The 26581-nt window shown below is 39.9% G+C and carries 26 protein-coding genes, 1 pseudogene and 1 other annotated feature; of the genes and pseudogenes, 10 read left to right on the top strand and 17 right to left on the bottom strand.

The genetic code is table 11. From position 1 onward, the window contains the following. Nucleotides 1-3: 3 nt before the first annotated feature. The 3 genes from neuC to LIT25_06675 are packed head-to-tail and all read right to left on the bottom strand — an operon-like array spanning nucleotide 4 to nucleotide 3297. A complete protein-coding gene (gene neuC / locus LIT25_06685) occupies nucleotides 4-1164 on the bottom strand; it encodes a UDP-N-acetylglucosamine 2-epimerase (protein ID USK35017.1) in 1161 nt (386 codons plus the stop codon). Continuing rightward, nucleotides 1154-2182, bottom strand: coding sequence for an N-acetylneuraminate synthase (gene neuB, locus LIT25_06680; GenBank protein ID USK35016.1), 1029 nt, complete (start codon nucleotides 2180-2182; stop codon nucleotides 1154-1156). The genes neuC and neuB overlap by 11 nt, the downstream gene beginning before the upstream one ends. Next, the gene (locus tag LIT25_06675; protein USK35015.1) at nucleotides 2179-3297 is read right to left on the bottom strand and encodes a DegT/DnrJ/EryC1/StrS family aminotransferase; all 1119 of its coding nucleotides are present in this window, start codon (nucleotides 3295-3297) and stop codon (nucleotides 2179-2181) included. Before LIT25_06675 ends, neuB begins: the two co-directional genes overlap by 4 nt. Before the next feature lie 452 nt (nucleotides 3298-3749). On the opposite strand from LIT25_06675, the gene LIT25_06670 reads away from it, so the two are divergent. Genes LIT25_06670 through LIT25_06660 form a run of 3 tightly spaced genes read left to right on the top strand, consistent with a single transcriptional unit; the run spans nucleotide 3750 to nucleotide 6241 of the window. Further along, nucleotides 3750-4775: an SDR family NAD(P)-dependent oxidoreductase gene (locus tag LIT25_06670; GenBank protein USK36181.1), complete on the top strand. Its 1026-nt coding sequence runs from the start codon at nucleotides 3750-3752 to the stop codon at nucleotides 4773-4775. Then, nucleotides 4772-5416 carry an acetyltransferase gene (locus LIT25_06665; protein USK35014.1) on the top strand — a complete coding sequence of 215 codons (645 nt, stop codon included), beginning with the start codon at nucleotides 4772-4774 and terminating at the stop codon, nucleotides 5414-5416. Before LIT25_06670 ends, LIT25_06665 begins: the two co-directional genes overlap by 4 nt. Nucleotides 5417-5422: 6 nt before the next feature. Continuing rightward, nucleotides 5423-6241, top strand: a complete 819-nt coding sequence (locus LIT25_06660) for a glycosyltransferase family 2 protein (GenBank protein USK35013.1) — start codon at nucleotides 5423-5425, stop codon at nucleotides 6239-6241. 10 nt (nucleotides 6242-6251) lie between these two features. On the opposite strand, the gene LIT25_06655 is transcribed toward LIT25_06660, so the two are convergent. Genes LIT25_06655 through LIT25_06640 form a run of 4 tightly spaced genes read right to left on the bottom strand, consistent with a single transcriptional unit; the run spans nucleotide 6252 to nucleotide 9244 of the window. Continuing rightward, nucleotides 6252-6710: a dTDP-4-dehydrorhamnose 3,5-epimerase family protein gene (locus LIT25_06655; GenBank protein USK35012.1), complete on the bottom strand. Its 459-nt coding sequence runs from the start codon at nucleotides 6708-6710 to the stop codon at nucleotides 6252-6254. After that, nucleotides 6703-7545 (bottom strand): dTDP-4-dehydrorhamnose reductase, encoded by an 843-nt coding sequence (gene rfbD, locus LIT25_06650; protein USK35011.1) that lies wholly within the window; start codon nucleotides 7543-7545, stop codon nucleotides 6703-6705. The genes LIT25_06655 and rfbD overlap by 8 nt, the downstream gene beginning before the upstream one ends. Nucleotides 7546-7549: 4 nt before the next feature. Continuing rightward, a complete protein-coding gene (rfbB, locus tag LIT25_06645; protein ID USK35010.1) occupies nucleotides 7550-8509 on the bottom strand; it encodes a dTDP-glucose 4,6-dehydratase in 960 nt (319 codons plus the stop codon). 3 nt (nucleotides 8510-8512) lie between these two features. Continuing rightward, entirely contained in the window at nucleotides 8513-9244 is a 732-nt protein-coding gene (locus LIT25_06640) for an NTP transferase domain-containing protein (protein USK35009.1), read from the bottom strand. A gap of 336 nt (nucleotides 9245-9580) precedes the next feature. Here LIT25_06640 and LIT25_06635 point away from each other — a divergent pair, with 336 nt between their 5' ends. Next, nucleotides 9581-9862, top strand: coding sequence for a hypothetical protein (locus LIT25_06635; GenBank protein ID USK35008.1), 282 nt, complete (start codon nucleotides 9581-9583; stop codon nucleotides 9860-9862). 177 nt (nucleotides 9863-10039) lie between these two features. Continuing rightward, the gene (locus LIT25_06630) at nucleotides 10040-10330 is read left to right on the top strand and encodes a hypothetical protein (protein USK35007.1); all 291 of its coding nucleotides are present in this window, start codon (nucleotides 10040-10042) and stop codon (nucleotides 10328-10330) included. Nucleotides 10331-10444: 114 nt separating this feature from the next. On the opposite strand, the gene LIT25_06625 is transcribed toward LIT25_06630, so the two are convergent. From LIT25_06625 to LIT25_06615, 3 genes are all read right to left on the bottom strand, one after another. Further along, the gene (locus tag LIT25_06625; GenBank protein USK35006.1) at nucleotides 10445-11692 is read right to left on the bottom strand and encodes a glutamate-5-semialdehyde dehydrogenase; all 1248 of its coding nucleotides are present in this window, start codon (nucleotides 11690-11692) and stop codon (nucleotides 10445-10447) included. Between the two features lie 15 nt (nucleotides 11693-11707). Beyond that, on the bottom strand, nucleotides 11708-12799 hold the full coding sequence (proB, locus tag LIT25_06620; GenBank protein USK35005.1) for a glutamate 5-kinase: 1092 nt from the start codon (nucleotides 12797-12799) through the stop codon (nucleotides 11708-11710). A gap of 217 nt (nucleotides 12800-13016) precedes the next feature. Further along, nucleotides 13017-13239: a binding site (T-box leader), on the bottom strand. 147 nt (nucleotides 13240-13386) lie between these two features. Further along, nucleotides 13387-14211, bottom strand: coding sequence for a uroporphyrinogen-III synthase (locus tag LIT25_06615; GenBank protein ID USK35004.1), 825 nt, complete (start codon nucleotides 14209-14211; stop codon nucleotides 13387-13389). 304 nt (nucleotides 14212-14515) lie between these two features. Here LIT25_06615 and LIT25_06610 point away from each other — a divergent pair, with 304 nt between their 5' ends. After that, nucleotides 14516-14698, top strand: coding sequence for a YolD-like family protein (locus tag LIT25_06610; GenBank protein USK35003.1), 183 nt, complete (start codon nucleotides 14516-14518; stop codon nucleotides 14696-14698). Nucleotides 14699-14746: 48 nt separating this feature from the next. Here LIT25_06610 and LIT25_06605 read toward each other — a convergent pair whose 3' ends face one another. The 4 genes from LIT25_06605 to uxaC all read right to left on the bottom strand — a co-directional run bounded on the left by LIT25_06605 (nucleotide 14747) and on the right by uxaC (nucleotide 19968). Then, nucleotides 14747-15763 (bottom strand): LD-carboxypeptidase, encoded by a 1017-nt coding sequence (locus tag LIT25_06605; GenBank protein ID USK35002.1) that lies wholly within the window; start codon nucleotides 15761-15763, stop codon nucleotides 14747-14749. A gap of 862 nt (nucleotides 15764-16625) precedes the next feature. Then, a complete protein-coding gene (locus tag LIT25_06600) occupies nucleotides 16626-17471 on the bottom strand; it encodes an SDR family oxidoreductase (protein ID USK35001.1) in 846 nt (281 codons plus the stop codon). Next, a complete protein-coding gene (uxuA, locus tag LIT25_06595; protein USK35000.1) occupies nucleotides 17449-18540 on the bottom strand; it encodes a mannonate dehydratase in 1092 nt (363 codons plus the stop codon). The genes LIT25_06600 and uxuA overlap by 23 nt, the downstream gene beginning before the upstream one ends. Nucleotides 18541-18561: 21 nt before the next feature. Beyond that, nucleotides 18562-19968 carry a glucuronate isomerase gene (uxaC, locus tag LIT25_06590; protein USK34999.1) on the bottom strand — a complete coding sequence of 469 codons (1407 nt, stop codon included), beginning with the start codon at nucleotides 19966-19968 and terminating at the stop codon, nucleotides 18562-18564. A gap of 235 nt (nucleotides 19969-20203) precedes the next feature. Between uxaC and LIT25_06585 the strand changes: the two genes are divergently transcribed. Next, complete coding sequence (locus LIT25_06585) at nucleotides 20204-21190, top strand: LacI family transcriptional regulator (GenBank protein ID USK34998.1); 987 nt, start codon at nucleotides 20204-20206, stop codon at nucleotides 21188-21190. An 81-nt stretch (nucleotides 21191-21271) separates the two neighbouring features. On the opposite strand, the pseudogene LIT25_06580 reads toward LIT25_06585, so the two are convergent. Together LIT25_06580 and LIT25_06575 are read right to left on the bottom strand one after the other, a co-directional pair. After that, nucleotides 21272-22287 (bottom strand): annotated as a pseudogene (locus tag LIT25_06580) (histidinol phosphate phosphatase domain-containing protein). Then, entirely contained in the window at nucleotides 22277-23068 is a 792-nt protein-coding gene (locus LIT25_06575) for a DeoR/GlpR family DNA-binding transcription regulator (protein ID USK34997.1), read from the bottom strand. Before LIT25_06575 ends, LIT25_06580 begins: the two are co-directional and overlap by 11 nt. A 423-nt stretch (nucleotides 23069-23491) precedes the next feature. Here LIT25_06575 and LIT25_06570 point away from each other — a divergent pair, with 423 nt between their 5' ends. The 3 genes from LIT25_06570 to tatC all read left to right on the top strand — a co-directional run bounded on the left by LIT25_06570 (nucleotide 23492) and on the right by tatC (nucleotide 25742). Further along, a complete protein-coding gene (locus LIT25_06570) occupies nucleotides 23492-24691 on the top strand; it encodes a metallophosphoesterase family protein (GenBank protein ID USK34996.1) in 1200 nt (399 codons plus the stop codon). 58 nt (nucleotides 24692-24749) lie between these two features. Then, complete coding sequence (gene tatA / locus LIT25_06565; protein USK34995.1) at nucleotides 24750-24929, top strand: twin-arginine translocase TatA/TatE family subunit; 180 nt, start codon at nucleotides 24750-24752, stop codon at nucleotides 24927-24929. Nucleotides 24930-24995: 66 nt separating this feature from the next. Further along, complete coding sequence (gene tatC, locus LIT25_06560) at nucleotides 24996-25742, top strand: twin-arginine translocase subunit TatC (GenBank protein USK34994.1); 747 nt, start codon at nucleotides 24996-24998, stop codon at nucleotides 25740-25742. A gap of 125 nt (nucleotides 25743-25867) precedes the next feature. Here tatC and LIT25_06555 read toward each other — a convergent pair whose 3' ends face one another. Further along, nucleotides 25868-26551, bottom strand: a complete 684-nt coding sequence (locus LIT25_06555; GenBank protein USK34993.1) for a copper homeostasis protein CutC — start codon at nucleotides 26549-26551, stop codon at nucleotides 25868-25870. Between the last annotated feature and the right edge of the window lie 30 nt (nucleotides 26552-26581).

Here is a 26581-nt window from a genome sequence, read left to right as displayed (position 1 = left end):
CGATTATAATTGATGAAAAACTTTATTGATTAGCTTCCATCTATCAATTGATTTTCTTAAGATGCAAATCACGTCATTTTCTGGACTGGGAAGCACATCATAAGGATTCGAAGTGAACACCCTCTCTGATTGCAGCACCTTATTGATCGCAGCGATTATTTGGGTTTCATCATACGGTATCTCAATGACATTGCTTCCATTTTCTCTTCCCCTTTGCCGATTGCCAAGCAGAACAAAAGGGAGATGAAAGAAGGGAGCTTCAATTAATCCGCTGCTTGTGTTGCCGATTAAGACGTCTGCTTGACTTAGAAGAAATAGGTAGTCTTCTTGAGGGACGGAATAAAAGAAGGATGCAGTCTCCCTATTTTGGCTGCAAAACTCGATCAGTTTTTGATTAAACAAGTCTCCGCCGGCATCACTGTTTGCGCCAATGATAACCATTTGCCCGCGCTTGAAAGAACAAAGCGAAGCAAGCAGCGTTTCAATTTGTTTTTCAACAGGGGCAGAATCACGTGAATCTGGATGAAAAACAATTAAGAGAAGTTTTTTTGCTGAATCAATCGAATATTTTGCTTTGAGATCATATAGTTGAGATTTTTCCATCGCTTTAATCTCGTTGATTTCAGTTTTTCTTAAGCTTCCGATCACATGGATCCGCCATTTTTCTTCTCCAAAGTTCACTAGGTTCTGATAGGATTTTTCTGATGAAACAAAATGCAGGTGGGCTAGCTTTGAAATGGCGTGCCGAATGGAATCGTCCGCTGATCCGCTGATCTCGCCTCCATGAAAATGAACGATCGGGATATTCAAGTAATGAGCGGCAATTGCAGCTGCGAGCATTTCACCGCGGTCACCAAGAACCAGCAAGTAATCCGGGTTTCTTTCCTCCAATATGTCCGAGAAATAAAGGATGCCAAGGCCCAAAGATTGAGACATGGCAAGCTTACTGTCTCCTTTTAGAAGGATGGACGGGGCTGCGGTTATATTCAGCTTATCTTTTTTAATGATATCAATGGTTCTTCCGTATTCTTTCACTAGATGCATCCCTGTTGCGATAAGGGAAAGGGTGAAATCATCGCTTTGATCAAGCTTAAGCAAGAGAGAACGGTAAATCCCGTAATCTGCACGGGTTCCAGTCAGACAGACGATGTCTTTATTCTTCATTGACATCCCCCCAATAAAGTGGTTCATGTTTCTTTTTAGAAGTTTTCAGCACCTTGCCAAGAACATTCTCATATTCGTTTGCTTCAATCCCTTCTAATGGACGGAGCGCAATTAGATCATTGTCTGTTAAAATCTTGCCTTCATCTATGTCACTGTTTAAATATAGACCTCTTCTCACCAGCGGCTTAACCTGTTTTTCGAGTCCGGTCATTTGCTTCTGCTCTGTTCCAAGAGCAAGCTCTGTTAAGCGGATCAGCCTGACCATCTCCCTGAACTCCTCAGCCGGCATAGAAGCTGCATGGTCAGGTCCGGGCATAGACTGATCAAGAGTAATATGTTTTTCAATTATTTTTGCTCCTAAAGCCACTGCAGCTACCGGGATATGCGTTCCGATGGAGTGATCCGAATAGCCAATGACATATGGATACCGCTTTAAATACTCATTTATAACCTTTAAGTTCAGTTCCTGCTCCGGTGCAGGGTAGCTTGAGGTACAATGCAGAATACAAATCTCCTGCTCCTTATTCATTGATCTTAAGTAACGGATCGTTTGATCAATTTCCTCAAGCATAGCCATTCCGGTAGAGAGAATAATAGGTTTAGAAGTTTTAGAAATTTTTTTTAATAAAGGAAAGTTGGTCAAATCGCCGCTTCCGACTTTGAAAACACTCATCCCCAAATCACTTAAAAAATCCACACTTCTTAAATCAAACGGAGTAGCCAAAAAGAAAATCTGCTTTTCGTCACAGTATTTTTTCAGTTCGATAAAATCCGCAGGGGAAAGCTCTAATTTTTTGAGCATTTCATGCTGGCTCTTTTCCTGTGTCTTTTTTTGATAATCAGCTAAATCTGCCGTTTTAGTCGTTAATTCATCTGCATGAAACATTTGAAATTTCACAGCATCTGCACCTGCATGCAAGGCTTTATCGATCAATTTCTTTGCTGTCTTAATCGAACCGTTGTGATTGACGCCAACCTCAGCGATAATAAATGCTCTCTTTTGAAAGTTAAGGTTCATCCCTGATCCCTCATTAGGATTTCATGAAGGGTATTGATAATATATGTTTGTTCCTCTTCTTTCAAATCATTAAAAAACGGCAAAGCCAATGACCGTTTTGCAAGCATTTCAGCCGAAGGATAGTCTCCATCTTTTGTTTGAAAGAGGTCTTGATAAAATGACTGCAAATGAATAGACGGAAAATACGGCTTCGTTTGTATTCCTTTTTCAAGAAGCTTCTCCATCACAGCATCACGATCCGCTGTCTCTGGAACGAGCACTGGATAGACAAACCAGCTGATCACTGCTTCCGGATGATTTTTCAGGAAAGAAACAGGCACCTTTAACTGATTGATTAAATGGTGATAATAATTTGCAGCTTTTTGTCTCTTGGCTAAAATGTCATCCAGTCTTTCCATCTGGGCAATACCTATTGCTGCATGGACGTCTGAGAGCCTGTAATTGTATCCAAGCCTTTCGTGAACAAGCCACTCGTTGCTGATGCTTCTTCCCTGATTGCGCAAACTTGCGCAAACCTCATAGATTTTTTTATTGTTTGTAACAAGCATTCCGCCTTCACCAGTTGTAATTTGTTTATTTGGATAAAAGGCAAAAATACTCACATCTCCAAAAGTTCCCGCAAGCTTGCCCTTCCAGGAAGCCCCAAGTGCTTCACAAGCATCCTCTATTATTTTCAAATCATGTTTGCGTGCAAGATCTGTTATTTTATCCATATTGCATGGATGCCCGAAAATATGAACAACTAATATCGCTTTTGTTTTTTCAGTTATCGCATCCTCAATTAGATCTTCATTCATAACAGTTGTATCAGGATGAACATCTACAAAAACAGGCTTTACTCCTTCATAAAGCAAACAATTGCTTGATGCGATAAAACTGTAAGGGGATGTTATGACCTCATCTCCCGCAGTAAGTCCAAGTGCTTTGACGGCAGCGTGCAGAGCACTTGTGCCGCTGTTCATTGCAACAGCATATGGGATGTTCAGCAGAGCTTGAAACTTCCCTTCAAATTCCTTTACTTTATCTCCCAAACTTAATCTCCCTGAGTCCAATACTTCCATCACATACTTCTTTTCTAAAGAAGTAATATCTGGTTTTGATAAGGGAATCATCATTTACATTCTCCTTGTACATTTGTAGTAAGAGCTTCCTGGATGCGTAAAGCGATGGTTAAGGAGGATTGCTTCAAAATAGCTTGATTTGTTGTTAAGTATTCGGTTTACCATACATCAGGAACCAAAAAAGCGTATCATTTCATCTTTCTTATTCTATTAAGCAATCTTATTTTCGCTTGCACCAAGAGCCTATCCTATAAAAAATAGATTATGCTGCGACTGAAAATAAAGGACACATCCTCAGTAAAACTGCACAAATTCTCCTAACAGTATATTCCTTTTTTCAGGTATCAGAAGAAAAGAGAGAAAATAGACTAGTCCTTTTTTTAATAGGAACAAACAAAGTGATTCTTTTAGAAAAATGTATGCATTTCCTAACTCCAATTTCAATGAGAAATCATATGATACTACTAACGAATTGATTTATATCCCTTTATAAGGAGGTTTTCAATATTAACCAGAGGAATTCTACACCTGTCAATTCGAACCCGCATACCTTCTATAAAGATAAGGTTATCCTTGTAACAGGCGGCACTGGTTCGATCGGAAGCCAGATTGTAAAAGAACTAGTAAACTATTCTCCTGCTAGAATCATTATTTTAAGTAAGGATGACAGTAAACAATATTTGATGAAGCAAACGCTTAAGGAGTACACAAACATTTATTATTTAATCGGCGATATCCGTGATTACCGCAGAGTGGAATATGTATGCACGGGAGTTGATTTCATTTTTCATACAGCTGCGTTAAAGCAGGTGCCTACGTGTGAGGAAAATCCTGATGAAGCAATTAAAACCAACCTTTTAGGCTGCATGAATATTATTGAGGCAGCCATTAAAAATAATGTAAAGAAAGTCATTAATATCAGTACAGACAAAGCTGTTAATCCATCTAATACAATGGGGGCTACAAAGCTTTTGTCTGAAAAATTGTTTAATCAGGCCAATATGAAACTGAATAATCGCGTGACAACGTTCAGCTCTGTCCGGTTTGGAAATGTCCTTGGCTCACGCGGTTCCGTCATCCCTCTCCTATTTGATCAGCTTTTGAATGACCAGCCTTTGACTATCACAAACCTCAGCATGACGCGGTTTTTCATGTCCATTCAAGAAGCTGTCCAGCTCACGATCAAAGCCTGTGAATATGCAGAGGGCGGAGAAACATATATTCTAAAGATGAAAGCATTGATGCTGTCTGATTTAGTTACAGGTTTAAAACAGTATACAAAAGAAAAACAGCTTAACGTGCCGAATATCTCCATTATTGGAATGCGGAAAGGCGAAAAGCTGTATGAAGAACTGGCATCTGATCTTGAACTTCAAAATGTGTATGAAAATGACCAGATGTATGTGATTTCGCCTTCACAGCCTAAAAATGGATCCTTCATGAAAACCCATCTCTCGGACTATCGTTCAGATAAAGTAAAGATGATCAGCCAAACAGAAATTGCGAAAATCTTCAAGGACCTAAAATCATGAGGTGGGGAATAATCGGAACGGGGGGCCACAGTAAGGTAGTGCTTGAAGCACTTGCCGGCAGAGGTCCTCTTTCCAGTGTCATCTTTTTTACAAAAAGCTTGCCGGATGGGCATTTTTTTAAATCATACACAGTCACAGCAGATGATGAAGAAATGTTTAAGTCCTATCACTCCGATATTGATAAATGGCATGCTGCTATCGGTGATATTGTGATCAGGGAAAGAAAACTGAATGAGCTTTTCAATAGCAAGCTCGATGTACCGGCCATTATTCATACCCAATCATTTTTAAGCCCATCTTCCTCTTTAGGTCAAGGCAGTTTCATCAATGCCGGAGCCGTCATCAATGCTGATGCTCGGATAGGAAAAGGATGTATTATCAACACTTCAGCAAGTGTAGATCATGACTGCAGGATTGATGATTTTGTGAATATCGGGCCTGGCTCACATTTAGCTGGTCAAGTGACAATCGGAAGTCATACAGACATAGGAACCGGAGTCATCATTATCCCTCAGGTGATAATTGGCAAAGGCTGCATTATCGGTGCAGGTTCGGTTGTAGTCAAAGATATACCTGATTACAGTCTAGTATACGGAGTACCTGCAAAGGTCATAAAAAATTTAAGGGAAAAAGAGAGTTGAAATTGGGTGAAATCAAATTTGAATCAATCCTCTCTAACTTCGATTATTATTCTTACTCATAATGGACTTTCCTTTACCAGGAAGTGTATCTCAAGCATCTTTGAACATACACCAGAACCAATAGAGCTTATCATTGTTGACAACACTTCAACAGATGGAACGATTCCTTATTTGAAAACACTTTCTAATACTGCTGTCATTGCAAACAAAGAAAATAAAGGCTTTCCTGCCGGCTGCAATCAAGGGCTTAAAATAGCAAAAGGCGAAAACATTGTGCTCTTAAACAATGATACAGTTGTCACAAATGAATGGCTTAAAAGACTGCTATGGTGTCTGGATAACCAGCCTCAAGCAGGCATCGCCGGTCCAAGATCAAATTTAGTTCTTCCTCATCAGGCCGTTCGTTCCGCCTCCTATAAAACACTTGATCAAATGCATGACTTTGCCCATTCTTTATCAGGAAAATATGATCAGCAAGGAAATCAGGCTGATCATATAAGCGGTCTATGCATGGTTTTCAAAAAAAGTCTGGCAGATGCAATTGGGGGACTTGATGAACGGTTTTCACCGGGGTATTACGAAGATACAGATTTTTCACTGAGGGCGCAAATCTATGGAAAAAAGCTATGGGTGGCAAATGATGTTTTTATCCATCATTACGGGAACAGCAGTTTTAAAACGAATCGTGTTATGCAGATTAAAACGGTTAAAAGCAGTGAAAAGAAATTTTTTAATAAATGGAACATGAAGGACCTAAGCCAGATTGCAGATATAGTCGAAAAAGAAAAGCCTTTTAAGTTGGAACGTCATTACGTTCCGTTTTAAAAGGCTTTCTTTATCTATGTTCCGTTTTCCAGTTAAATCCGATTGCCGGATCATTCCATGGAATCCTTTTTTCATCAGGGTTCAGTGCATTATAGGACTCAGTTGTAAAATAAATAATAACAGCAGGCTTCTCTCCAAGAACCCTGTACCCATGCGCTACACCTTTTGGAATCAGGAGCAGAATTGGATTTTCTTCGCCCATGTAATAGACATCAGTTTGCCCATTAGAAGGAGATCTCTCGCGAAGATCATAAAGAACAACTTGTGCATTGCCCGAAGGAAAAAACCAAAGGTCATCCTGCTTTTCATGATAATGAAACGCTTTAATAACTCCAGGGTAGCTCATAGACCAGGATGTCTGACCGAAACGGGAAAGCAGTTCAGGTTCATCATCTCTAATCAATTCTGCAAAAAATCCGCGATCATCACAGTGCTTAATAAGCTTTTTTACCTTTACCCCTTCAATCATGCTCTTTCTCCCTTTGAAAGTATTCTTTTAATGCTTCTTCCCATGAACGCATCGGACCGAGTTTCTCTCTGGTCAGTGCATCATGAGCTAAAACAGAATAAGCCGGTCTCTTTGCCTTTGCTCCGTAATATTCGGATGAAACTGGAGTAACCATTTCAGGACTTCCTCCTTCTTTAAGAATGGTTTTTGCAAACTCATACCAGGAGCAAGATCCGGAATTGGCAACATGATAGATACCCGTTTTTTTATCAATAAGCTTGATCAGGATTTCAGTTAAATCCTTCACGTAGGTAGGAGAGCCTATCTGATCATTTACTACCTTCCAATTCTTCTTTTGCTTTGCTAGGTGAAGAATGGTTTTGACAAAATTTTTTCCTTCATGCCCAAACAGCCAGGATGTTCGGATGATTGTGCCTTTTTTATACGTTAGAACACACTGTTCCCCGTACAGCTTGCTTAAACCATAAATTGAAAGCGGATAAGGATGGTCTTTTTCTGTATAAGGAGCTTTTTTTTTGCCGTCAAATACATAATCTGAACTAATATAAATGAGTTTCGCATTCACCTCTCCAGCAGCTTCAGTAACGTAAGATGTGCCGCGCCAATTGATATTAAATGCTTTCTTTCGATCAGCCTCACACTGATCGACTGCCGTGAATGCTGCTGAATGAATAATCAGTTCAGGCTTCAGCTGCTGAATATGATTGAAAACTTCATCTTTTTTTGTCATGTCCATTTGATTCCTGCTGAGACCCGTAACAGTGTTTGTTTGACTCAGTTGCCTGCAGAGCTCTTTTCCCAGCTGACCAGATGCCCCTGTAATCATGATATTCATGACATCACCTGCTTTCATGCAGCATTTGCTTATACCATCTTATGGTTCTTTCAATGCCGTCATGAAAAGAAATGACCGGTTTCCATCCAAGTTCTCTTTCCATTTTCGCAGAATTCATCGCATACCTGCGGTCATGACCAGAGCGATCTACTACATATTTGATAAGTTTTTCATTTCTGCCTGTTTGTTTTAAAATCATTTGAATCACATCTTTATTGGTTCTCTCTTCATTGCCTCCAATATTATAAATCTCGCCAGGTTTTCCTGCTTCGAGGACCCTGTGAATCGCTGCGCAATGGTCTTCAACAAAAATCCAGTCACGTATATTTAATCCATCCCCATATAAAGGTATTTCTTTTTTTCTGAGAGCATTCGTAATCACTTTCGGAATGAATTTTTCTGGATGCTGCATAGGGCCGTAGTTATTGCTGCATCTTGTTATCAATAGGGGCAGCTGGTGCGTTTGATAGTAAGAACGGATAAGGAGGTCTGCGCTTGCTTTGCTTGCTGAATACGGATTATTAGGTGTGAGGGGTGTACTTTCTGTAAAGGGCTCTTCATCAGGTCCAAGTGAACCATAAACTTCATCTGTTGAAATCTGGAGCATTTTATCTGCCTTTCCAGCTAACACAGCTTGAAGTAAATGAAAGGTGCCATTTATGTTTGTATGAATAAAAGGAGATGCATCAATGATGCTTCGATCAACATGCGTTTCAGCAGCGAAATTGATGATCGCATCGTACTTCTGATCAAATAGCCTATCTGTCTGATCGTTTTTTCCAATATCAGATTTGATAAATCTATAGCGTTCTGACGTTTGAAAAGGCCTGCAATGATCAAAATTACCTGCATATGTCAGGGCGTCTGCATTAGTAATTGAATATCGTGTATTTTTTAAAATATAGGATATGAAATTAGCACCAATAAACCCGGCTCCCCCAGTGATTAGAAGGTGTTTGCTCATATGTCAGCTTCCTTCGCCTGCTTTATATACAAGTTGATTTGCTTGGAAAAGGGATTCGTGCGTTCCTGCATCAATCCACCATCCTTTGAGGAAATCAAAATGAAGCTGATTTTGTTTGATATATAAATTATTAACATCGGTTATTTCTAATTCATTCCTCCATGAAGGACGAAGGCTTTGTATAAATTGAAACACCTTATGATCGTACATATATATTCCGGTCACACAATATGAAGAGAGCGGGTTCTGAGGCTTTTCTTCAATCGTAACGATTTGATTTAATTTGTGGTCAATCTGCGCAACTCCGTAAGGAGATGGATCTTGTACTTCCTTCAGCAGCACTCTTGCGCCAGGCCCCTGATGCTGAAATGCATTAACGAAAGGAATTAATGAATCTTCAAATATATTATCACCAAGCAGCGCCACAAACTTTTCACCTTTAGTGAAATGAGATGCTGTCATAAGTGCATCTGCTGCTCCTCCGCCTTGCTTTTCCTGAATCTGATAAATAAGCGAAACGTTTAAATCTTCTCCCTGCCCAAGTAATTTTTCAAATAAAACGAGATGCTGTTTATTCGTTACGATCAGTATTTCGTGAATCCCTGCTTCCTTTAACTTTAGGATGGGCCAGTAGATCATCGGATACCTTCCGACTGGAAGCAGATGTTTATTCATAACTTTCGTCAGCGGGCCCAGACGCGAGCCAGTGCCCCCTGCTAAAATAACCCCTTTCATATATGAAAGACCGCCTTTGTTTTTTAGTACATATGAATTTAACCATTTTCTTATATGTATGTTCCTTGCCTTTGTAATGACAACAGCTTTGAATTGTCAAATTAAGGTCTTTATAAAAAAATGATCATTCTCCTTTCTTTCATCTATGTTTGTATAAATATTCTGAATAATAAATAACGTATAAACCCGAGTCTATCAGCGTTTTCATCGTTTTTTGCTGAGCGGGCAATATGCCGTTACTCAACTACTATATAGCAAAAGGAAGAAGCCAGTCTGATAGAAAGACATCAAACCGGCCTCCTCTTTCTTTAATTTACTTGAAAAGGAGAGTTATTATTGTCACATAAAAGCAGCAGCTCTTGTAAAGTTTGGAAAGATGAGATCCAAAGACTTCAGAGCAAAAATGTTCTTATTACTACTTCTGGAGGAAACTTTGTCGGATCCCTTACATTAACAAGCGACAAATGTATTGTTCGTTTAGCTCCTAATGCATCGGGACTCCTTCCAGCAACTATTGCAGTTCCAAAAATCGAAAACATTACTGATTTATCAGCATTGTCTCTTGCTGAGTATAACTCATTCGTTGCAACTTCAGACGCTGTAAACTCTACTTTCTAACATACAGTTATGCTCAAAATCAGTACGGCTGATGATTTAAATGAAGGATTTAGTCATCTGCCGTTCCTAAAAGGAAAGAAATGTATATATTATTTAAAAGAAATGGATGCATACGATCTAAAAGTATGCAAAAAATCATTTTCTTACCCTTTATTTTAAAGCAAAGGAGAGTTACTATTGTCAAGTAATCCTTGTAAATTTTGGGAAGATGAACTTGAAAGTTTAGATGGCGAAAATGTTCTTATTGTCACCTCTGGTGGAAGATTTGCCGGTCAGCTTGCATTTATTGATGAAGATTGCTTAGTCAGATTAGCACCAAGTGCACCCGGTCTATTCCCTGCAACTGTCGCAGTTACTGAGATTGAAGCTATTGTCGACTTATCATCACTTAACGCTGATGATTTTGAAGCTTTTGTTGCTGCAAATGCAACTAACTTTTTTGGTCCATCACCAACACTCTTTTTCTAAATGGACTTCAAGATTCACATTACACAAGGCAAAAAATTATCTTTTGATACTTGAAGATACCAAAAAAGGGAGAGGGCATTTATTTGCCTTCTCCCTTTATTTTCTTTTAATTTCTTACTCTCTCATCTGTCCATCTCCAAAAATATAATACTTGCTGGAGGTAAGCGCAGGCAGTCCCATCGGCCCCCTGGCATGCAGTTTTTGCGTGCTGATGCCGATTTCAGCTCCATACCCAAATTCAAAACCATCCGTAAATCGGGTTGATGCATTATGATAAACAGCGGCGGCATCTACCCGTGTCTGAAACTGTTCTGCGATTCCATCATTTTTTGTAATGATAGCTTCAGAGTGTTTCGTTCCGTACTGATTGATATGCTGAATGGCTTCATCTGCACCTTTTACTGTCTTTACACTAACGGTAAGTGCTAAATATTCTGTGCCCCAGTCTTCTTCAGTGGCTGGTTTTGCTTTTGGAAAAATAGATTGGACCTGTTCATCGCCATAGATTTCAACTGATCGCTGGTGAAGTTCTTTCAACAGTTTTTCTCCATGTTTGTTCACCCATTTTTCATGAATCAAAATCGTTTCAATGGCATTGCACACGGATGGACGCTGTGTTTTTCCGTTTAATACGATCCGTTCAGACATTGTTGGATCTGCTGATTCATCAATATATATATGACAGTTGCCTGCGCCTGTTTCAAGGACTGGAACAGTGGATTCTCTAACTACTGTATCAATCAGTTTTTTTCCGCCCCTCGGGATCAAAACATCCAGGAATTCATTTAGGGTGAATAACTCTTTCGCTGTTTCCCTGCTCGTGTCTTCAATGAGCTGCACGGCTTCCTTCGGAATTGCCGTTTGTTCAAGAGCGCGGTGGATGACGGATACAAGCGCTTTGTTTGAATGGATGGAGGATGAGCTGCCTCGTAAGATGACGGCATTTCCTGTTTTCAAAGAAAGTGTTGCGGCGTCGATGGTGACGTTTGGCCTTGCTTCATAAATCATGCCGATCACTCCAAGAGGAACACGCTTCTTCTGGATAAGAAGGCCGTTTTCTTTTTCGATGGTTTCAAGTGTTTCTCCAATTGGGTCTTTCAGTTTGATCAGGAGACGGATGGCATGTGCCATGTCTTCAATGCGCTTTTTGTTCAGCAGCATGCGGTCAAGGATTGAGTCAGATAAGCCATTAGTTCTTCCAAAATCAAGATCCTTTTGATTTTCGGTGATAAGATAGTCTTGTTCCCTTTCTAATTGCTGGGCAATTTTTTCTAATGCGGTGTTTTTTTCTTCAGTCGTTTTTTCAATTAAATGATAGCTGACAGCTTTGGCTGCCTTGCCCTTACTTAGTACTTCGCTCATGTTTTCCCCTCCGTTTCAGGCTTTGACCCAGCGGTCGCGGTGAATCACTTCAATAGAGATAATTTCATCCGTTAATTCGTGGCTTCGTTTTCCCATTACTTGTTTCAGACTTTCTGATGAATAGAGTACTTCTCCTTTCCCGAGCAGACCGTTTGTCCCGAAAACTTCTACGACGTCTCCTGCTTCAAACGTACCGGTAATGTCATAAATGCCTGCCGGCAAAAGACTTCTTCCGTTTGCAGTCAATGCAAGTTCAGCCCCTTGGTCTACATAGATTTTCCCCCTGACGAGTGAATGCAGGGCGATCCATTGCTTGCTGCTGTTGACGAAGAAACGGCTATCTCCGCCTATGTACGTTCCGTCGCCTTTTCCGTCAAGGATTTCGATGAATTTCTCTGAACCCATTCCGGCGCCGATAAAAATTTTCACGCCTAAAGATAAAGCCGTTTTTGCTGCGATGAGCTTGGACTTCATGCCGCCTGTTCCAACAAGTGAACCTGCACATCCAGCTCCCTGCATCATTTGATCTGTGATTTCGAGAAGCTGATCATACTTTTTGGCAGATGGATTTTCACGCGGATTAGAATCATACAATCCGTTGATGTCGGTCAAAATAATCAGCTGATCTGCTTGTACGAGTCCGCTGACGAGAGCCGAAAGCATGTCATTGTCGCCAAAGGTTAACTCTTCTACTGAAACCGTGTCGTTTTCATTGATGATTGGCAGGATGCCCCGGTCAAGGAGCTCGCGGATTGTGGCATAAGCATTTTTATAGCGGTCCTTTTTCGAAAAATCATTGCGGGTGAGCAATATTTGAGCAGGAATGATGCCAAAACTGCCAAGCTGCTCCATATACGATTGAATCAGGAGACTTTGTCCAACCGCTGCTGCTGCCTGCTTTCCTTTTAGGGTGACAGGTCTCGCTGGATAGCCCAGCTTTCTGAAGCCCGCAGCCACTGCTCCTGATGAGACGAGCAAAACCTCGTGGCCTTCTTTTCTAAGGGCGGCGATTGCAGCAATGTGATCCGTAAACTTCTCCTGATCGATTTCTCCTTTGCGGTTCGTTAAGGAGCTGCTGCCGATTTTGACGACAATTCGTTTTTTCATGAGATGAAACCTCCTATTTTGATTGAATACGGACGGCCTGCGTTTTCCATTTAGCGAAAACCAGACATTTATTAGCGAAAACTACATTTTTTCTAGCGTATTATTAAGATTTATTAGCGGAAATTGGGAAACATTTAGACGAACCGTATGAAGGGCCGCCCGGACAAATGATTTTATATCTAGCTCCTCATACAAAAAAAGCCCTTCTCATCCTTATAGAAAGGACGAAAAGGGCTTGGCTTTTTCCGTGGTACCACCTTAGTTGGATGCACACAGCATCCCGCTTTGCCTGATAACGCCAGGTTTATGGCGCCTATGTTTTTGACATAGGACTCTGAGGGCAGGTTCTGCGGCTTTGCTGCGGCGGGGTCTTCCAGCTGATAAACCCCGCTCTCTGTCACATAAAGACCCGCATACTAGTCCCTCTTCAACGTTCATTGATTTTTATATATTATGCGGAGTAAACGACTTTATGTCAAGAACTTCCCATCTTATTTCTTCCACTCAAAACCGTGTGAAACACATCCGATGCTGACAATTAAGACCAGGGCATACAACGTGTTATTCAGCCATTTAGGCATGATGCATCATCCTTTATTTTTTTTTGCTTCATCATAAAACTTTGCAAGCTCAATGATCATGGCACCCATTCTCTCAAGCTCGGGTGCAAGCGGATTTCGGACGCCTTCTTCCATCAATGCCTCTGCCGTAATTTTTCCAACAGCGGCCGGCAAAACATGAGTCTCAAATGCGTGAAGGATTTGCGGCAGATACTTCTTTTTTTTCACATAAGCGAAAAACTCGCGTACCTGTACCGCGGTTGTAAAACAAACAGCCTCTACTTTACGGCTCAGCATTTCCTCACAAAGGAGGCTGACTGCCGCTTCATCTGGAGCAATATGCTGATATGGCAAAACCTGCAGAACAGAGGCGCCCTTTTCTTCAAGAAATTGGATCAAAGCAGGAGCCGTTTCCCCATGAAGCTGAACCATGATCTTCTTACCTTTCAAATCCTCATTTTCTAGAGCGTGCACAAGCCCTCTCGTCGTCCCGTCATCATCTTTTGCCGCAGGCACTAAACCTAGCTTTTTCAAAGCAGCAAATGTTTTATACCCTCTGGATGCGATTTGCGCCTGATGAATTCTATTTAAATAACCTTCCTCTTCCCCTAGTTTCCGGGCAAGATTTAAAAGCGTTTCCGTTCCTATACCCGTTGTAAAGATGACCCAATCCGCACCGTCATGAATAAATTTCCGCAGTGCCGGTTCAACCTGCTCCTCAGCCAGAAAAACAGTCCCCTGCAGAGAACGGACTAAAGGAATACCTCCCTGTTTTTCAATTAATGTGCTCATTTCATCTGTTTTGCGGGAGCCTGCGATAACAATCCGCTTTCCTTCTAAGCCTTTTCCCATTTTATATCCCCACTTCCTATGACTATATTAAATAAAAGCCTTTTCGAATGGACCATGCAATTTCATCCTATCTTGTCCATCCAATTGGATATCCGATTTTTCTTATATCTAAAGGTATCATTATGTACTGGTTGTTTCAATCGTTTCTCAGAAAGCAGCAAATGTGTTTTTTTTCACAAAGTGTTCAAACTTTATGTAATCGCTTTCAAAAACTTGTAGTATAATAGGAATATAATAACAGAAAGTTATTTTTATAGACTAATTAACCTTAAATATAACAAAACTTGCGGAAGGAGAATTCACCATGATCTTAAAAGCTTTGAGGCGAAATAAATTAGTAACGGTTAACTATTACATCGACGGTGCGCTTCAGACATTAAAAGGCCGCGTTCACAACCTGGACCTTAGTGATCAGACACTGTTTTTAGAGGACGAAAACAAGAATATCTTCTCTATCAGGCTTGCGGGAATTAAAGAAATTTATTAATACAGGAAAGAGCATCATGCGGGATGATGCTCTTTTTTGTTTGGCTATTTATTCTCTAAAACTCTGAATGACCTCCCCTTTCCCATTCTCCGCCATAACTTCCGCATAAGCCCCGTTAATCAATGTGATTTGAGGAGGCTGATGGCCGCAATCGATGTCATATATTACAGGAATATCCAGTTCCTCAGCAAGATCATTGTATACATCCAACACTGTATAATCATCGACAGGATGATTTGCTGCACTCCTTCCAAACAAAATACCCGAACAGTTTTCAAACCATCCTGCTAACTTTAGCTGCACAAGGGATCTGCGTAAATCGGTTGTTGTCAGCTCGCAGTTTTCTAAGTACCAGAGAATGGGTTCATTTGGAATGTGCTGTTTCCTGAAGGTTTTAACATCGCCAAAAGGCGTTCCGGCTAAATGTCTGATTACATCAATGCATCCTCCGAGCAATCGGCCTTCTGCTTTTTCTGGCCAATTGGACACGGTCTTCCATTCTGTAGGTTGAGTTAAATGAAAAATGTGCGGAGTCGGATTGTTGTGCTGCCACTCATTCTGGTAATGGCCTGAAGAGGATTGAAGAATTGATTCCCCGCTTTTTGTCTTAAGAACGTTCTCCCACATTGCTGTTGCAGGATCGGATTTCTCGCCTCTTAAGTCCACAAGATTGGTTCCATGAGCAGTGGCCATTCCGGTCTTTAGCGTGATGGCAAGCAGAAGGAGACTGATATCTGAATAGCCCAGCACCCATTTCTGCTTGATTGAGTCATAGTCTACAAGTTCAAGCATTTCCATCAAAAGCTCGCCTCCCCAGGGAGGGATGATCAGATCGATTTCTTCGTCCTGCATCATGAGGTTAAATTCTTCTGCCCGAGTTTTAAAATGAGCTGATTTTGCTTTTTCCTGCGTCCACGGTGTTTTTCCGCAGATCACTTTGTACCCTCTAGATTCCATGCGGGTGCATGCTTGGGTAAGAATATCGTGTAATTCTGATGGAACCCCTGATGAGGGAGCCGTTACTCCAATTGTTGCTTCATTTTTTAAGTTAGGGTAGGTAATCATGGATATCCTCCTGACTGTTTTAGCTGATTTTATCTGAGAAACTGCAATCCAACAAGTTTTTTTGATTATTTTAAAAATACTTTCTATTTTCATAGATTTTCTGTATGGTTTAACCGATTTACTTCCCCAAATTGAGGCATTTACTTTTTTGTTTCTATTTTCCCCTAGTTTCGTGGGCTTGCTCTCTAAACTCCTTCGGCGAGCTGTTAAGGATGCGGACCTGCTTCAGGTAATCAACAAAGTTTTGACTAGTGTACTCGATTGAGTGGATATTTAAAAGTCATTTTCTAGAAAAAAGATCAATTATTAGGATGAGGATAGACGCTTTCATTCCGAGTTCACATTTATACGGAATTAATTCGGAAAGTCTCGGAATTAATTTGGAAAGTCTCGGAATTATTATTAAAAGTATTGGAATTAGTATTGAAAGTCTTGGAATAAGATTTCAAAGTCTTTGGAGTTTCTCGCATAATGCTATTTTCCACAATAAATAAGGAAAAACAGTCTCACTAGACTGTTTTCCCTTATTGGAACTGGTGTATTTCCGTTTCAATCGGGGTAACGGATGCAATCCAAGCGGGCTCCAGCAGTGAATTTCAATGGATTCAGATTCGATCAAAAAGTAAGCCGCTAAAGCCAGGCCAGTAATCATAAGTTTCCGGCATCGGAAAAGTTAGATCGACTTCTAAATTTAATGCAGCGGGTATAGCAATGTGCACGATCATTTTTCTTCCTCCTTTGTTAGTTCTATTCGTTGGAATGACTTTCCTTCAAGATAAAAAAGAACCCTCTCAAGGAAGGTTCGTTTTACTCTATCAACGGAAAGTAAGAATTTATCCACTAAACGAAAAATCAGCTGTCATCAAACTCCTGAATAAGCTGAAAATCCGCCATCCACCGGAATCACCGTTCCAGTCACAAATCGCGATGCTTCATTGCTGACAAGCCAAAGCAGTGTTCCATTCAAATCCTCAGGATCTCCAAATCTCTCGAGCGGTGTCTGGTTAAGAATCTTTTTAGCCCGATCGGTGTAGCTGCCATCTGTGTTCGTTAATAAATTTCGATTTTGCTCTGTTAAGAAAAAGCCAGGTGCAATGGCATTGACGCGTATGCCTGCCTTTGACATATGCACTGCCAGCCATTGAGTAAAGTTGCTGACTGCCGCTTTTGCCCCGCTGTAAGCTGGAATTTTTGTCAATGGGGTATAGGCATTCATTGATGAGACATTAATGATCACATCACCTTCGCCCATATCTCTGCCAAACACTTGAGTGGTCTGCAGGGTTCCGAGAAAGTTCAAATCAAAAACTGAACGGACCCCTTCTGAATCCAAATCAAAAAACGTATTGATTTCTGAGTTGTTCAAGTCCTCATTGAAATAGTATTCTTTATCCGTATTCCCTTTAGGGTGATTGCCTCCTGCTCCATTTATTAGAATGCTGCACGGGCCAAGTTTTTCATTCACTTCTGCTTTTGCCCGCTCAAGACTTGTTTTGTCAAGCACATCAGCAGATAGTGCTATAGCAGTCCCGCCAGCTGCACGAATTTCTTCGGCAACGCGTTCTACTGATTCCTGGCGTCTGCTTATGACTGCCGTTTTTGCTCCGCATGCTGCAAGAGCTTTGGCAAATTGGCTGCACAGAACACCGCTTCCACCCGTAACGACAGCCACTTTTCCCTCTAAATCAATTTGAAAAGGAATCTTCATATTTATTCCCCGTTTCGGCTTGTCTGTTTTTTTCTTTAGTTGCAGCTTCCCACAAACCATTTAGATACGCAGCACCAAGTGCGCGGTCATACAAACCATAACCCGGTTTTCCTGTTTCTCCCCAGATCATTCTGCCATGATCCGGTCTTGCCGGTCCTGAAAAATCAACTTCTCTTAAGGCACGGACAATTTCATACATATCCAATGAACCGTCCGTTGAAAGATGGGCAGATTCCTGAAAGGATTTTTCACCTGTCCATTTAATGTTTCTTAAGTGAACGAAATTGATCTTCCCTTTGCTGCCAAAATAACGGACAAATTCAGGGAAATCATGAGCTGGATTTGCACCGAGCGACCCGCTGCATAAACAAAGTCCGTTGTATGGACTTTCATAAAGATTGACGAATCTGTCTAAGTTTTCTTTACTGTTAATGATTCTCGGCAGTCCGAAGATTGACCATGGCGGATCATCCGGATGAATAGCCATTTTGACTTCCTCTTCCTCGGCAACCGGAATGATTTCTTTAATAAAATACGAGAGATTCGCCCACAATTTCTCTTCCGATACATTCTGATATTGATTCAGCAGGTTTTTCAATTGCTCCGGTTCATAGCTTGTATCCCAGCCCGGCAGCTTTAAGTCCCCGTTTATCGGATTCATTTGCTTTACTTTTTCTTCTTCATAAATAAGAGCTGTGGAGCCATCTTCTAATTCATAGTCAAGTGATGAACGAGTCCAGTCAAAGACAGGCATAAAGTTATAACATACAATCTTAATTCCAGCCCTGGATAAATTCCGAATCGCAGTTTTGTAGTTTTCTATATATCGATCTCTGGAAGGAAGGCCGAGCTTTATGTCCTCATGAACAGGGACGCTCTCTATTACACTTAAGCTTAAGCCGCTCTCTTCAACCTTCTTTTTGAGCCCAATAATTTTGTCATAAGGCCAGGCCTCCCCGACAGGGATATCGTAAATAGCGGATACAATTCCAGTCATACCTGGAATCTGTCGTATCTTTTGTAAGGTAACAGGATCATTATCTCCATACCAGCGAAATGTCATTTGCATAAGCGTTTTCCCTCCATCTGATTATCTAGCAATCTCAAAATATGTTTTCGCATTGTTATAGGAAATATCCTGCACCATTTGTCCGAGTAGTTCATAGTCATCTGGTGCTTCGCCTTTATGAACCCAGCCGCCGATTAAGTTACATAGAATCCTGCGGAAGTATTCATGTCTTGTATAAGATAGGAAACTCCGGGAATCCGTCACCATACCCACAAAATTGCTGATCATCCCTATACTTGCAAGGTCTGTCATCTGGCGGATCATCCCGTCTTTTTGATCGTTAAACCACCAGCCTGTGCCAAATTGAAGCTTCCCTCTTGCTTCTTCATTTTGAAAATTCCCGACGGCTGATGCAATGATCGGATTGTGAGCAGGATTCAAATTATAGAGAATGGTCTTTGGCAGCTCATTCTCTCTGTCAAGACGATTCAGAAACTGATTCAGCGGCTTAGCCAGTTCAAAATCGTTCATGGAATCAAACCCTGCATCAGGGCCTATTTTCTTAAACATTTTTGTATTGTTATTGCGGATCGCCCCAATGTGCAGCTGCATCGCCCAGCCATGAGAATGATACAACTTCACCAGATGAAGAAGTGTATATGTCTTATACTTATTTTCTTCAGATAAGGTGATGGATTGACCTTGAATTGTCTTATCAAATATCGCTGAAACTTCTTCCAGTGTTGCTTCTTCATAGAAAAGATGGTCAAAACCATGGTCTGACACTCTGCACCCTGCTTCGTGGAAATAATCGACTCTATTTTCAAAAGCCTTTACTAAATCTTGGTAGCCGTTGATTTCGATATTTGCTGCTTTAGATAGCTTCTCTATGTAACGAAGAAAACCTTGCTTCGTAATTTCTATGCCTTTATCCGGACGAAAAGCTGGCAGAACGGCTGTCTCTATCCTTTCATTTGCTTGAATTTCCTTATGATAGGAAAGCGAATCTGCCGGATCATCTGTTGTGCAAATCACTTGAACATTTGATTTTTTTATGATGGACTGTGCAGAAAAATCCTTCTGCAAAAGCAGATGATTGCAGCGCTCCCAGATTTCGTCTCCTGTTTTTTCACTCAGCGGCAAATCAATGTTGAAATATCGCTTCAGCTCCAAGTGTGTCCAATGATAAAGGGGATTCCCGATACAGGATGGCATTGTTTTTGCCCATGCATCAAACTTTTCCTTATCGCTTGCGCTGCCTGTAATCAAATGTTCGCTGATGCCATTTGCACGCATGGCTCTCCATTTATAGTGATCGCCGTTCAGCCAGATTTCCGTCAGGTTTCGGAACTGCTTGTTTTCCGCAATTTCTTCAGGACTTAAATGACAGTGGTAATCATAGATTGGCATATCTTTTGCATATTCATGGTAGAGAATCTTAGAGCTTTCGTAATCTAATAGAAAATCGTCATCCATAAATTTTTTCAATTCAGAGTCCCCCTTTTTCAAGTGAACTTGCCCATTATACAAAAAGCTTGAATCATTTTTAACAACGTTGTTATTTTTATCTGAAAAATAACAACGTTGTTATTTTTTCTTTAAAAAGCATGTATTTCCTCAGCTTTTATACTATACTACAAGTAACAACGTTGTTATTTAACAGTATAATCTGTATTCTGAAAATTTTCAACATTTCATTTTTGTCTGTTTTGGAGGATTTCTAATGAGTGTAACGATAAAAGATATTGCCCGGGAATCAGGAGTAAGCTATTCAACTGTCTCCAAGGCCTTGAATGACAGTCCTCTTGTAAAGCCGGATACGAAGAAAAAGGTTTTAGAAGCCGCACGGACTTTAGGCTACTCTCCCAATTTTGCCGCAAAAAATCTTGTTTCTAAAAAAAGCAGAACGATTGGTCTTGTATGGCCTGCGATTGACCGAATTGCCCTTACTGCCCTAGTATCGAAAATAAATGAAATCGTGACAAATAAAAATTATTTTATGATTCTATCTGTTAATGCAGCTGACAAAGCGGTAGAAATGTTTAAAAGCTTTCAGGTTGACGGCGTCGTGATTTTCGAGGAAGGGGGTGAAACTCAGCTGCATTCCAATATGGCCTCATCCGTTCCCATCTTGTCCTATGGGGTTTCAGGAGACAATGCCTATCCTATTATCGACGTCAATCATAAAAAAGCGATTCAAAAAGCGGTTGCTCACCTAAACGATCTGGGTCATTCAAAAATAAACTATATTGGGGACCTGTCCCCCTGTGACAGACGACAGGCAGAAAAGCTCAAGGGATATCATAAAGGAATGGAAGAAGCTAAACTTCCTGTAACCGAAGAAAGCATCGGCAATACGAAGGGATTAAGCTGGTATGATGGCTACCTTGCTGCAAAAGAACTGCTGCAGTACAAAAACAAGCCAACAGCTCTTATAAGCGGAAGCTACGATATCAGTGTAGGGATACTAAGAGCCGTAAAGGAGCTAAACTTGAGGATACCAGAGGATCTTTCCTTAATTTCATATGATAATATCCCGCAAATGGCGAGCCTCGAAACAGAGCTGACAAGCGTAGGTGTTCCAATTGGCCTCCTGGCTGAGACAATGGTTGATTCCCTCCTGTCTTTAATCGATCAGCCTGGTTCCGTAAGCCTTACTCAGATGATGGAGCCTGAAATCGTGATCCGGAAATCGGCACAGAAAAAATAATACATTTTTTCATTTTAAAAAACACCTTAAATCGCATATTAAGATTTAAGGTGTTTTTATCTGTTTTCTGCTAAAGTATTTTTAATGAAGATCCCTAATCGAAAAAGGCTTCATAATCCGTTTCCTCTTATCAAAAGTAGCGATTTCCTTTACCCCTTTATTAATCAGCATCTCAATGTTTTCATCTAGAAAAGCACCTTATCCTCTGGAAAATGGGCATCAGAAGAAAGAAGCAATGGAATCTCATTTTCGATTAATAAATGAAGAAATGGTTCACTTGGGCACATTTCTTTTACCGGAAATCGGTAAAATAACCCTGCGTTAACCTCTGTAGCTGCATCCATTTCTTTTAAAGCTTTTACTATCCTTTTGTACATGGGCAGCAAAAGATCGTTATGCGGACGGTAGCCGAAAACTTTAATATTATCCAGGTGGGAAATATAGTCAAACAAGTCGCTTCTGATGGCCTTTTCCACGATTCTAAAGAATGTTTCATATAATTCATGTACTTCATAATTTTCAAACTCATCGATCGTTTTAGGATTATCAAATCCCCATCCATTGATAAAATGAACAGAGCCATTAATAAAATCCCAATCATGCTTGCAAAGCAATGCAGATAAATCCTCTTCATCATCCTCAAAATAGTCTGCTTCTATTCCTATTTTTAACTGCACACCTTGCTTGGCCTATTTTTCTTTATTTCTTGAAATGGATTCCGCAAAATGATCCATGCTTTCGGTCATGACTAGATTTAACCATTGCTTTTGCATGCGGCCGATCGGACTTTCATCAAGCTGCATGTTCTTTTCAAAATACTTTCGGCAATCTGTAAAACGATATAAATGATCCACTATCCCGACTTCTTTGATTCCTTTTCTTTTCGCATTTTCAAGATATAAATCAAGCCAGCTTGGATCATAAGCTCCTTTTATCATTCTTTCAGATAACTTTTGCACGGATTGGGCAGCCCATTGTTTCGAGGATTTTTCTTCTGGCGAAAAATGCTGTCCTATAAGAAGGTTTTGATAGGTTTTTTTCAGCCAATTAGATGTATACGGACCTTCTTCAAGATGAACGTGATAATCAACTCTCATTGGCGTGACCTGCATTTATCCAATCTACTTCACCAATAACTGGATCTTTCGACCAGTCAACCGGCATTTTTTGATCAGTAATCAGACAGTCAATAGCAGAGAATGGCCCTATATGGAAAAGAGCTCTTTGATTCAGTTTAGAAGAATCAGCTGCAACAATTACTTGTTTTGATCTCTTCATCATAATAGAAGAAGCCGTTGCTTCTTCTACATTAAAATCACAAATTCCATCCTTGTTTATTCCCCCGCAAGAAATAAAGGCTTTGTCAAAATAAAATTGTTCCAATAACTTATTGGTTATGGACCCGCATATAGAACGCTGCAGAGGATTGGAAACGCCTCCGAGGACAATGACTTTTCCATTAAATAACCTGTTTTCGATCCGACTATTTAATAGTTCAGCTGCTGCCAGAGAATTGGTCACGATTGTTACATTTTTGACATCTTTAATAGCACTTGCAATTTGAAAAATGGTTGTGCCGACATCCAGAGCTATTAAATCTCCATCCATAATAAAAGTCGCCGCAGCTTCTCCTATCATTTTTTTCTGTGGATGAAAGATTCCGACTTTTTTATTAAAATGAGGCTCTTTAATCACACCAAGATATTGGATGGCTCCCCCATGAATTCTGCGCAATTTCTTTTTCTCTTCGAGTGCACTCAGGTCTTTTCTGATTGTTTCAGGCGTCACGTTTAATTTTATAGCTATATCTGCTACGCCAATCTTATTTTTCATTTCTAGTTCTCTGATTATCGCTTTATATCTATCATTCATTTTCATTTCCTTCCCCCATTTTGTTTTGGTTTGTTTTTAATTAACCTATTATAAAAAAGTTATATAAATACAAGACAGGGAAAATATTAACTTTTGTAAAATTAAACAAAAATCAAAACGAAATCAAAAGTCTAATCTGTTCGATTATCAAGCTTTCATCTCATAGCAAGTCTAATAAGCTTCATTTTCATGCGAAATAAGCTGTTTATTTTTGTTTTTTGTTTTGTTTTATTTACTTAAATTGCTGTTTTGTTTAATAATCTATCAATATTTATATACTATGATGAAAAAGTAGATTACGGGGATATTGGCGGCAACTCAATTTTAAATATGGACTGTTTTACTTAAAATTGTATAAGTTATTTCCTCTATTTTTACTCTTTTCAATTGCTAGGATTTTTTAATTACAAAAAAACTGGAGGTAATTTTATGAGTAATCAGGATCTAAACAAAGGGCTGGACAGAAGGAGTTTTATAAAAATAGGCGGAATGAGTACGCTTGCGTTAACACTTGCTTCTACTGGTTTGCCGGGTGATTTATTGACTAATAAAGCACATGCTGAACAATCAGAAAATGCTAAGCTTCAATTTAACTCAGATGGCAAGTTTAAAGTTGTACAATTTAACGATACTCAAGATGATGAACGAATTGATCGCAGAACAATTGAACTTATGGAGAAAGTTCTTGACTCAGAGAAGCCGGATTTTGTTGTTCTTAACGGTGACAATATTGAATCAGGCATTGATACGGAATTAGAGATGCAACAAGCCCTAAATAATGTAGCTCAGCCAATGGAAAAAAGAGGAATTAAATGGGCGGTTACATTTGGAAATCATGATGAAGATTGTTCAGCCAAGACTGGAATGTATGAAAATGACATGCTGAAGTTCTATAGTAATTACAAATATAATATGAATGAACCTGGAGAAAAGGGCCTTTCTGGAACAGGAAACATGAACATCTTAATAAGAAAATCAAAAGGCGATAAAGCCGCATTCAACCTCTGGCTTCTTGATAGCGGAAGATATGCACCAGCAAAAATAGCTGGGCAAGATTTTAAAGGATACCCAACTTGGGACTGGCTCCGTTTCAATCAAGTGAACTGGTACTATGAGCAATCTAAAAAAATTGAGAAGCAATACGGTTATAAAGTTCCTTCACTCGTATTCATTCATATCCCTTTATGGGAGCATCGTTTTATGTGGCATGGAGGCGTAGACGTCAGAACACAAGAAAGCCATGAGCTTGCAATGGCAAGGCATAAAATAGTAGGAGAAAGAAATGAAGTTGAATGTCCAGGACCGGTTAACGGCGGCTTATTTTCAGCCATGTTAGATAGAGGAGACGTTAAAGGAGTTTTCTGCGGACATGATCATACAAACACCTATTGTGGCAACTATTATGGAATTTTGCTTGGGTATGCTGGTAACACAGGTTTTGGAACGTACGGTCTTGGTGGTGCTGATAACAACAGACTACGTGGAGCAAGAGTATTCAATTTAGATGAAAATAAAGAAGGTGTTCTTGTTGAAACCCATATGGTTTTCGCTAAGGACTATGGAATTGATTTAACAAACAACGATCAAAGTATGGATCCTTTACCATTAAATGATAGAGTAAAGGGATAAATGTATCTCATCTTATTCGTCTCAATCGTTTAAAAATATTTTTAATGGAGGCAGCAGCATGTTACAAAACATAGGAGTGCCAGGTCTAATATTAATTTTAATTATTGCACTCATCATATTTGGGCCATCTAAGTTACCTGAAATTGGGCGTGCATTTGGTAATACATTAAGAGAATTTAAAAGCTCAGCAAAGGATATCATGTCAGAAGAAAAAGAAGATAACAGCAGCTCTAAGTAAAAGTGCCCGAAGATGTAAACACCATGTTTGCATCTTCCTCTTATTTTCAAAAAGGGAGAAGCTTATATGAACAATAAAGAGTTATCTTTTGTTAATCACCTGGGGGAGTTAAGGAAACGGTTAATTTTTGTTTTAGTCGCTTTTGCCATTTTTTTATTTGGTTCATTCCTATATGTTCAGGAAATATACGAATGGCTGGTTCGGGATCTCAGTCATAACTTAGCTGTCTTAGGGCCAAGTGAAATTCTGTGGGTCTATTTTACGATTGCAGGGGTCATTGCTATCGCACTGACTATTCCTATTGCAGCTTATCAAATGTGGCTGTTTGTAAAACCGGCATTATCCGATAAGGAACGGAAAACAGCGTTAGCGTATATTCCAGGATTGTTTACTTTATTTGTTGCAGGTTTATCATTCGGTTACTTTATCGTCTATCCGCTTGTCCTTAATTTTTTAATCTCTTTATCAAAAGGACATTTTGAAACCATGTTTACTGCAGAAAAGTACTTTAAATTTATGATCAATCTGACACTGCCGTTTGGATTGCTTTTTGAAATACCCTTAATAGCTATGTTTCTTACCTCAATTGGCATCATTAACCCGATGCTGCTCTCTAAAGCAAGAAAGATCTCTTACTTTTTACTTACATTGATTGCTATTTTCATAACCCCCCCTGACCTTATTTCAGACATACTTGTTATTGTACCGTTATTCGTTTTATATGAAATCAGTGTAAGCTTATCTAAATTGGTTTATAGAAAAAAACAGCCAAAGCAATCTGAAACAATTATCCCATTGAAAAAAACTTCATAAACAAAAGGCTGCAGGATTTAATAAATGTCTGCAGCCTTTTCGCTGATGGTTAAACTAATTCGTCTCTTAAATTATCAATCCAAATCTGTCGTAAAAGCGAATTCTAACAAAAGTGAAGACACTCTTTATGAAACGATTTTCCTGATCGTTTTTATTTTGTTAGGATCGATAGGGTTCTGATAGCTTGATTCAAAACGGATTCCTGAACCAAAGTGTACTTCTCTCACGTTTACCTTTTTTAAGAATGCCTGCAAATTTTGAGGTGTTAATCCTGATCCTGCCATAATGGAAGGTCCAGTCCCTGCCGAAAGGTCTGCCAGCTGACCCAGCTCTTCGATCGCTTCTGTAGCTTTTTGCTTGCTGCCGGATGTGAGGATTCTAGATATCTCAGGGTATTTCTGAAGAACTCCTAAAGCCGTGAACAGATGATCAACCTCGTCAAACGCCCGGTGGAATGTAATATCTAACCCTTTTGAGGCTTGAATTAACTTCATTACCTTATCCTCATCTATTTTCTTCTCTTGCGTTAAAGCACCAAAGACAACTCCAGCAGCACCTAAATCGCGGCAAATCTTAATATCTTCTAACATAATATTCAAGTCTTCTTCTGTATAACAAAAGTTGCGGCTATGCGGGCGAATCATCACATTCACTGGAATCGTTAATTCGCTGCACACACTTCTAATTAAACCATAGCTTGGTGTAAGCCCTCCTTCCATCAATCCTGTGACTAATTCTATCCGATCGGCACCAGCAGTTTGTGCGATTTTTGCATCTTCAAGGGAATCAGCGATGGTTTCGATAATCATAATCTGTTCTCCTAATTTTGTTTAAAATTT

Source organism: Bacillus sp. F19, assembly GCA_023823795.1.
GTDB lineage: Bacteria > Bacillota > Bacilli > Bacillales > Bacillaceae > Bacillus_P.
Note: the sequence above shows the minus strand (reverse complement) of the source record. Positions and strands in the feature narration are given on the sequence as shown.

What these genes read in the sequence shown, in the direction of transcription:
- LIT25_06625 (USK35006.1), bottom strand. Translation starts at nt 11,692, where the DNA reads ATGAGCGAAGTACTAAGTAAGGGCAAGGCAGCCAAAGCTGTCAGCTAT.
- LIT25_06615 (USK35004.1), bottom strand. Translation starts at nt 14,211, where the DNA reads ATGGGAAAAGGCTTAGAAGGAAAGCGGATTGTTATCGCAGGCTCCCGC.
- LIT25_06655 (USK35012.1), bottom strand. Translation starts at nt 6,710, where the DNA reads ATGATTGAAGGGGTAAAGGTAAAAAAGCTTATTAAGCACTGTGATGAT.
- LIT25_06555 (USK34993.1), bottom strand. Translation starts at nt 26,551, where the DNA reads ATGATTATCGAAACCATCGCTGATTCCCTTGAAGATGCAAAAATCGCA.
- LIT25_06575 (USK34997.1), bottom strand. Translation starts at nt 23,068, where the DNA reads ATGAAAATGAATGATAGATATAAAGCGATAATCAGAGAACTAGAAATG.
- LIT25_06640 (USK35009.1), bottom strand. Translation starts at nt 9,244, where the DNA reads ATGAAAGGGGTTATTTTAGCAGGGGGCACTGGCTCGCGTCTGGGCCCG.
- LIT25_06570 (USK34996.1), top strand. Translation starts at nt 23,492, where the DNA reads ATGAGTAATCAGGATCTAAACAAAGGGCTGGACAGAAGGAGTTTTATA.
- LIT25_06605 (USK35002.1), bottom strand. Translation starts at nt 15,763, where the DNA reads ATGATTACCTACCCTAACTTAAAAAATGAAGCAACAATTGGAGTAACG.
- LIT25_06600 (USK35001.1), bottom strand. Translation starts at nt 17,471, where the DNA reads ATGAAGATTCCTTTTCAAATTGATTTAGAGGGAAAAGTGGCTGTCGTT.
- proB (USK35005.1), bottom strand. Translation starts at nt 12,799, where the DNA reads ATGAAAAAACGAATTGTCGTCAAAATCGGCAGCAGCTCCTTAACGAAC.
- LIT25_06675 (USK35015.1), bottom strand. Translation starts at nt 3,297, where the DNA reads ATGATGATTCCCTTATCAAAACCAGATATTACTTCTTTAGAAAAGAAG.
- LIT25_06585 (USK34998.1), top strand. Translation starts at nt 20,204, where the DNA reads ATGAGTGTAACGATAAAAGATATTGCCCGGGAATCAGGAGTAAGCTAT.
- neuB (USK35016.1), bottom strand. Translation starts at nt 2,182, where the DNA reads ATGAACCTTAACTTTCAAAAGAGAGCATTTATTATCGCTGAGGTTGGC.
- neuC (USK35017.1), bottom strand. Translation starts at nt 1,164, where the DNA reads ATGAAGAATAAAGACATCGTCTGTCTGACTGGAACCCGTGCAGATTAC.
- rfbB (USK35010.1), bottom strand. Translation starts at nt 8,509, where the DNA reads ATGAGCAAACACCTTCTAATCACTGGGGGAGCCGGGTTTATTGGTGCT.
- rfbD (USK35011.1), bottom strand. Translation starts at nt 7,545, where the DNA reads ATGAATATCATGATTACAGGGGCATCTGGTCAGCTGGGAAAAGAGCTC.
- tatA (USK34995.1), top strand. Translation starts at nt 24,750, where the DNA reads ATGTTACAAAACATAGGAGTGCCAGGTCTAATATTAATTTTAATTATT.
- tatC (USK34994.1), top strand. Translation starts at nt 24,996, where the DNA reads ATGAACAATAAAGAGTTATCTTTTGTTAATCACCTGGGGGAGTTAAGG.
- LIT25_06665 (USK35014.1), top strand. Translation starts at nt 4,772, where the DNA reads ATGAGGTGGGGAATAATCGGAACGGGGGGCCACAGTAAGGTAGTGCTT.
- uxuA (USK35000.1), bottom strand. Translation starts at nt 18,540, where the DNA reads ATGCAAATGACATTTCGCTGGTATGGAGATAATGATCCTGTTACCTTA.
- LIT25_06610 (USK35003.1), top strand. Translation starts at nt 14,516, where the DNA reads ATGATCTTAAAAGCTTTGAGGCGAAATAAATTAGTAACGGTTAACTAT.